The sequence below is a fragment of the Marinobacter sp. genome (genome assembly GCF_041686475.1).
Classification (GTDB): domain Bacteria; phylum Pseudomonadota; class Gammaproteobacteria; order Pseudomonadales; family Oleiphilaceae; genus Marinobacter.
On sequence record NZ_JAWLDU010000032.1, the window covers coordinates 30,027 to 36,818 of the forward strand.

Sequence of the window (6,792 nt, forward strand, 5' to 3'; positions counted from 1 at the left end):
TCGGGCCAGGACGATGTTGATGATCTTCTGTCCAGTCTCGGTTTCTGAGTAAAAGAGGGTAATCCATGGCGTTAGATGCCGACGAAGAGATTCTGCAGGACTTCCTTGTTGAGGCAGGCGAGATACTCGAAAAGCTGTCCGAGCAACTGGTCGATCTTGAGCAACATCCCGATGACAGTGATCTGCTCAACGCCATTTTCCGTGGCTTTCATACGGTAAAGGGCGGTGCCGGTTTCCTCCAGCTGGATGCCCTGGTTAATTGCTGCCATTCCGCGGAGAACGTGTTCGACATCCTGCGTAACCACAAGCGCAAGGTGGACTCCGAGCTGATGGACGTTGTGCTGGAAGCCCTGGACCACGTCAACGCCATGTTCGAACAGGTTCGCCACCATGAGGAGCCCACACCCGCTCCCGATGAGCTGATTGCTGCACTGGATGCGCTGGCCAAACCAGAGGCCGAGGCACCGGCCGCGAGAGTGGCAACTGAGCAGCCTGATTCGGCGAAAGAGGCCAGCGCACACGGCGACAACGGCGATATTACCGACGATGAATTCGAACAGCTGCTGGACGCCCTCGAAGACGAGAAAAGCAGCGCCGCGGCCACCCCCGGCGATAACGGCCAGTCCACCGCCGGGGATGGCTCGGGTGGGGATGACGAAATCTCCGATGACGAATTCGAAGCGTTGCTGGACCAGCTGCACGGCAAGGGCCAGTTCTCCGGCCCGCCGGAAACAGACAAAACTGATGACCTGAAGCCCGATGTCGCAGACGAAACCGCGAACAGCAGTGGTGATGAACTGATTTCGGACGACGAGTTTGAAAAGCTGCTGGACGACCTGCATGGCAAGGGTGGCAGCCCCACGGCTGATGCTGCAAAAGCGTCGTCGGCGCCTGCTGACAGTCAACCGGCGGCAAAATCCGCGAGTACTGAAACCGACAGGCCTGCCGAGTCGCCTGACAAGCGCGCAAAGGCGCCAGCCGACAGCAAGGGTGGGGCAACCTCTGCTGCGCCAGCGATGCCTTCCCGGGATGCCAATGCGCCGGTAGCGGAGACCTCGGTGCGGGTCGATACCAAGCGCCTTGACGACATCATGAACATGGTCGGGGAACTGGTGCTGGTACGCAACCGCTTGCAGCGTCTGGGTGCCCAGAGCGAAGACGAGCACATGCACAAGGCCGTCTCCAATCTGGATGTGGTTACTACCGACCTTCAGTCCGCGGTGATGGCAACGCGGATGCAGCCCATCAAGAAGGTTTTCGGGCGCTTCCCCAGGGTGGTCCGTGATCTGGCGCGAAATCTCAAGAAAGAAATTCATCTTGAGATGCATGGTGAGGACACTGATCTCGACAAGAACCTGGTGGAGGCTCTGTCCGATCCGCTGGTTCATCTGGTTCGCAACTCGGTTGATCATGGTATCGAAGAGCCGGATGTCCGCGACAAAGCCGGCAAGCCCCGTCAGGGCACAGTCACCCTATCGGCGGAACAGGAAGGTGACCATATTCTGTTGTCCATCGAGGATGACGGTGCCGGGATGGATCCGGACGTACTGAGGCGGAAAGCGGTCGAAAAGGGTATCTACGAGCAGGATGCCGCCGACCGGCTGACCAATGCCGAATGCTACAACCTGATTTTCGCGGCCGGTTTTTCCACCAAGGACCAGATTTCCGACGTGTCCGGTCGTGGCGTAGGCATGGACGTGGTCAAGACCAAGATCGGCCAGCTGAACGGTCAGCTGAACGTGGAGTCCGAGCTGGGCAAGGGCTCCCGCATCATCATCAAGGTGCCGCTGACGCTGGCCATCATGCCCACGCTGATGATCATGCTTGGCGACCAGTCCTTTGCCTTGCCGCTGGTGAACGTGGTGGAGATTTTCCACCTCGACCTGAGCAAGAAGAACATTGTCGACGGCCGCGAATGTATCGTGGTGCGGGACAAGGTGTTCCCGCTGTTCCATATCAAGCGTTGGCTGGTGAGGGGCGCTGCGGGAGAGCCCGAGCCCGAGAATGCCCATGTGGTGATTGTTGCCATGGGTACCCGTCGTGTCGGCTTCGTGGTTGATCAGCTGATCGGCCAGGAAGAGGTGGTGATCAAGCCTCTTGGCCGCGCGCTGCAGGGAACACCGGGCATGGCGGGAGCAACCATCACGGGTGACGGCCGTATTGCACTCATAATCGACGTTCCGAGCCTGCTGCAGAATTACGGCTGACATGTTTTCAGCTGTCATTCTGCAACAGGTACTGTTTTAGGAGAAATGGATGACGGTTTCTGTCCTGGTCGTTGATGATTCAGGTTTCTTCCGCAAGCGACTGACGGAAATCCTGACCGCGTCCGGTCAGATCAAGGTGGTAGGCGCTGCCACCAATGGACGTGAGGGTGTGGAGCTTGCCGAAAAGCTGAGGCCGGACGTCATCACCATGGACTACGAGATGCCGGTAATGGATGGCATTTCCGCGGTTCGCGAGATCATGAAACGGCATCCCATCCCGGTACTGATGTTTTCCTCACTGACCTACGAGGGCGCGAGGGTTACCCTGGATGCGCTTGAAGCCGGCGCCGTGGATTTCCTGCCCAAGAATTTCGAGGAAATTGCCAGGGACTCCAGCCAGCTCCAGAAGATTCTGATCGATCGCATACTGGATGTCGCAGGCAGCCGGCCGGGGGCAAAACCCGCTCCTTCACCGGCTGTGGCTCCAGCCCCGGCGGCGCGGCCCGTCGCAGAAAAACCTGCCGCACCGGTCAGCCCCCGCACCGAGCGTGCGCGCGCAACGCCACGTCCGGCACCGGAACCGCAGGCGCCACCCCGGCCTTCCCACCGCCGCGGGCCGGCAAAGCACTACAGCGTTGTGGCCATTGGCACCTCAACCGGTGGACCGGTTGCGTTGCAACGTGTACTGACGGCCCTGCCTGCGGGATTTCCTGCACCATTGGTGCTGGTCCAGCATATGCCCGCAAGCTTTACCCCCGCGTTCGCTGAACGCCTGAACAAGCTCTGCCGGATTGAAGTCCGCCAGGCTGCCGATGGTGACATGCTGAAACCGGGGCTGGCGCTGCTGGCACCGGGCGGCAAACAGATGATGATCGAGAACCGTGGCGGGCAGGGCCGGGTGCGTATCCTGCCCGGTGATGACCGTTTGAACTACAAGCCTTGTGTCGACGTTACTTTCGGTTCGCTGGCACGCAGCTTCCCGGGTAAAACGCTGGGGGTGATTCTTACTGGGATGGGGGCGGACGGCAAGGAAGGCTGCCGGCTGATGAAACAGAGCGGTTCTGGTATCTGGTCCCAGGATGAGAAAACGTCGGTGATCTATGGCATGCCCATGGCAGTTGCAAGGGCTGGTCTGACGGACGAAGTGCTTGCCCTTGATGACATCGGTCCCCGCCTGGCTGACGGGGTGAGCTGATGGATATTCTCAGCCTGCTGGGCGTTATTCTTGCGTTTGTCGCCATTCTTGGCGGAAATCTGCTGGAGGGGGGTGCTGTCAGCTCCCTGTTTAACGGGCCGGCAGCGTTGATTGTGATCGGCGGGACGCTCGCAGCGACCATCCTCCAGACCTCATGGCCGCTGTTGAAAAGGGCGGTTTCACAGGCCCGCTGGGTATTCTTTCCTCCCTATATCAGCCTGGAAGACGGCATTGGCAAGGTTATCGACTGGAGTGTAAAAGCCCGCAAGCAGGGGCTTCTGGGGCTGGAGGGCCTGGCGGATAAGGAATCCGAGCGCTTTGCCCGCAAGGGGCTCCAGTTGCTGGTGGATGGCGCCGAAACCGAAACCATCCGCAGCATCATGGAGGTGGACCTGGAATCCCGGGAACAGCGGGACATGGAATCTGCCCGGGTGTTTGAAGCCATGGGAGGCTATTCACCGACCATCGGTATTATTGGCGCGGTGATGGGGCTGATCCAGGTAATGACCAACCTGGAGGACCCCCAGTCGCTCGGTAGCGGCATAGCGACGGCCTTCGTGGCCACCATTTACGGTGTCGCGCTGGCAAACCTGCTGTTCTTCCCGGTTGCCAACAAGTTGCGGGGCATCCTCCGGGAGCGCACCCGTTACGAGGACATGATGATCGACGGCATCATTGCCATCGCCGAGGGCGAGAACCCCAAATCCATCGAACTGCGCCTGCGGGGCTTCCTGTAGTGCCGGTGTTGTGGAATCCGGAGGGCTCATGAGGCGGCGCAGACGGCAGGACGATGACCTTCATAACAAGGAACGCTGGCTGATCTCCTATGCCGACTTCATTACCCTGCTGTTCGCCTTTTTCGTGGTGATGTATTCCGTATCCTCGGTGAATGAGGGCAAGTACAAGGTGCTTTCGGAAACCATGACCGGTGTTTTCAATGCCCCCCAGCGTTCCTTCCAGCCCATCGAAGTGGGCGACCAGCCCCGTCGGTCTCCCCCCCGGGCAGCGGAAGATGTGATTGATCCCCCGGTGACCGAATCACCGCAGAATCCGGCCATGAGCGAGGAGGGGCGCACTGAGGCGCTGCGGGCCATGGCCGACCAGCTTGCCCTTGAATTTGACGAGCTGATCAACCAGGGAGTGGTCACGCTGGAAACCAGCGATGAATGGCTGGAGCTGAGTCTGCGCAACAGCCTGCTGTTTGGCAGCGGTGATGCCGAACCACATTACGATGCCTTTGAAGTGGTGGAGAAGATCGCGGGCGTGCTCCGCAACCGGGATAATGCCGTCCGGGTGGAAGGTTTTACCGATGATCTCCCCATTCGGACCAATGCCTTTCCCTCAAACTGGGAACTGTCCACGGCCAGGGCGGCAGCGATTGTTCGCATGCTGTCGATGGAAGGTGTTGAAGCCGAGCGCCTGGCAGCAGTCGGCTATGGTGAATACCAGCCGGTTGCCCGCAACGACACCGAAGAGGGGAGGCGACGTAACCGCCGCGTGGTACTTCTGGTTTCCCGCGACGCCAGTATTCGCGGCGCTATGCGGTAAAAGCCTGTAAGTCAGCCACTTGTCAGGTGATGCTGGAAGCCCCTGAGAGGCAAGTTGGCACAATATCTGTATTGACCCCCGTACATCTTTAATGGCGGCAATCCGTTGCCGAATTGTCTTCAAGTTGAGCGGATGATGGCCGATATATCGGTATGGTTTCCGGTGTTTCCGGAACTGATATTTCTGGAGAATGCAGCGTGCGAATCTGGGCAGTAGCCAATCAGAAGGGCGGTGTGGGAAAAACCACGTCGGTTGTGGCTTTGGGCGGTCTGCTGGCGGAAAGCGGGAAGCGCGTGCTGGTGGTAGACCTGGACCCCCATGGGTCACTGACCAGCTGGTTCGGGTATGACCCGGACACCATAGCCCACAGCGTTTTCGACCTGTTCCAGCACCAGGGCAAGGTGCCGGAAGGCCTGCCTGCGCAACTGATCACCGAGACCAGTTGCCAGGGCCTGTCCCTGCTGCCGGCCAGCACCGCACTGGCTACTCTTGAGCGCCGAATGGTGGGTGTTGAAGGCATGGGGTTGATCATATCCCGATCGTTGGCCCAGTTGTGGGATGATTTTGATTACGTGCTGCTGGATAACACGCCCTCCCTGGGGGTTCTGATGGTGAATGCGCTTGCCGCTGCTCAGCACCTGATCATTCCGGTGCAGACCGAGTTTCTGGCTATCAAGGGTCTCGAGCGTATGTTGCACACGCTCACCATGATCATGCGCTCTCAGAAGAACCAGCTTTCCTATACTATTGTGCCGACACTGTTTGACCGGCGGACACAGGCCTCGGTCAAAAGCCTTAATCAATTGCGTAAAACCCATGCCGACTCTCTCTGGCGTTTTGCCATTCCCGTGGATACCAAATTCCGTGATGCCAGCCAGGCGGGTAGAACACCGTCCTCCATGGACAGGGAGACCCACGGTGTCAGGGCCTATGTGCATCTGTTGAAGGACCTGCAGGAAATCACTGGCTCAGTAGCGGAGCGCCGGCATGCCTGACAAGAAATTGACGCAGGTTGCCGATCCCACATCGGCCATCGCCAGCTATCTGGATGAGTTGCTGCACACGGCAACGGGCACCAGCCGGCAGGAAGAGCCGGAGCCGCCGTCAAAACCGGTCCGACGTGAGCGTGCCCGCGTGGCGCCGAGGCCTGCCCGTGTAGTGGCCAGGCCATCCGCGGAAACAAAGGTTGAAAGTCCGAAGCCGGTTATGCCGGAAGCGGAGAAATCGCCCGAGGCTGAATACCATCAGCCAGAGGAACAGAAGGCCGCCGATATTCCGACGCCACCGGCATCAGAGCCACCGGGCCGGCCGGAGTGGTCCGACAAGCCTTTCGAATGTCTTATCTTTACCGTCGCCGGTCTGCAACTGGCAGTGCCCCTGATCCTTTTGGGGGCCATTCACCGTATTGAAGAGCCGGTCAAGCCGATTCCCGGAAGTCCGCGCTGGTATATGGGCATGCGACCGGACCGCGACCACAACCTTCGGGTGGTGGATACCGCGGAATGGATCATGGCTGGCCGGGCTCCGGCTGATGCCAGGGACAACTACCGCTTCGTGATTCGTCTGGATAGCAGCGACTGGGGGCTGGCCTGCGATGACGTGGCCCAGTCTTTTACCCTCAAGCCGGATGAAGTGCGCTGGCGTACGGCCCGCAGCAAGCGGCCATGGTTGGCGGGAACGGTGGTCGACCACATGTGCGCATTGATCGACGTAAAAACCATGGCGGATCTGCTGGTCCGGGCCGAGCGTGAACAACACCTCGATCTCAGCTAGCAAACTCCGGTTACTGAATGAAACCGTGCTGTGCTGGCACGGTTTGTGCCCTTAACTATAGTATTGGGC

Annotated in this window: 6 protein-coding genes; all 6 read left to right on the forward strand. The window is 59.5% G+C overall.

The features are described from left to right. The first annotated feature begins 65 nt into the window (after positions 1 to 65). The 6 genes from ACESMB_RS09265 to ACESMB_RS09290 all read left to right on the forward strand — a co-directional run bounded on the left by ACESMB_RS09265 (position 66) and on the right by ACESMB_RS09290 (position 6,723). Positions 66 to 2,207, forward strand: coding sequence for a chemotaxis protein CheW (locus ACESMB_RS09265; protein ID WP_372971386.1), 2,142 nt, complete (start codon positions 66 to 68; stop codon positions 2,205 to 2,207). Between the two features lie 49 nt (positions 2,208 to 2,256). After that, positions 2,257 to 3,402 carry a chemotaxis response regulator protein-glutamate methylesterase gene (locus tag ACESMB_RS09270; RefSeq protein WP_372971387.1) on the forward strand — a complete coding sequence of 382 codons (1,146 nt, stop codon included), beginning with the start codon at positions 2,257 to 2,259 and terminating at the stop codon, positions 3,400 to 3,402. Then, positions 3,402 to 4,139, forward strand: a complete 738-nt coding sequence (locus ACESMB_RS09275) for a flagellar motor protein (RefSeq protein WP_372925087.1) — start codon at positions 3,402 to 3,404, stop codon at positions 4,137 to 4,139. The genes ACESMB_RS09270 and ACESMB_RS09275 overlap by 1 nt, the downstream gene beginning before the upstream one ends. 28 nt (positions 4,140 to 4,167) lie before the next feature. Continuing rightward, on the forward strand, positions 4,168 to 4,950 hold the full coding sequence (gene motD, locus ACESMB_RS09280; protein WP_372925088.1) for a flagellar motor protein MotD: 783 nt from the start codon (positions 4,168 to 4,170) through the stop codon (positions 4,948 to 4,950). A 197-nt stretch (positions 4,951 to 5,147) separates the two neighbouring features. Then, positions 5,148 to 5,945, forward strand: coding sequence for a ParA family protein (locus ACESMB_RS09285; RefSeq protein ID WP_372925089.1), 798 nt, complete (start codon positions 5,148 to 5,150; stop codon positions 5,943 to 5,945). After that, on the forward strand, positions 5,938 to 6,723 hold the full coding sequence (locus ACESMB_RS09290; protein ID WP_372925090.1) for a chemotaxis protein CheW: 786 nt from the start codon (positions 5,938 to 5,940) through the stop codon (positions 6,721 to 6,723). The genes ACESMB_RS09285 and ACESMB_RS09290 overlap by 8 nt, the downstream gene beginning before the upstream one ends. Positions 6,724 to 6,792 lie beyond the last annotated feature (69 nt).

Bases quoted from the DNA above. Each gene is read 5' to 3' on its own strand.
- ACESMB_RS09265 (WP_372971386.1), top strand. From the start codon at position 66: ATGGCGTTAGATGCCGACGAAGAGATTCTGCAGGACTTCCTTGTTGAG.
- ACESMB_RS09270 (WP_372971387.1), top strand. From the start codon at position 2,257: ATGACGGTTTCTGTCCTGGTCGTTGATGATTCAGGTTTCTTCCGCAAG.
- ACESMB_RS09275 (WP_372925087.1), top strand. From the start codon at position 3,402: ATGGATATTCTCAGCCTGCTGGGCGTTATTCTTGCGTTTGTCGCCATT.
- motD (WP_372925088.1), top strand. From the start codon at position 4,168: ATGAGGCGGCGCAGACGGCAGGACGATGACCTTCATAACAAGGAACGC.
- ACESMB_RS09290 (WP_372925090.1), top strand. From the start codon at position 5,938: ATGCCTGACAAGAAATTGACGCAGGTTGCCGATCCCACATCGGCCATC.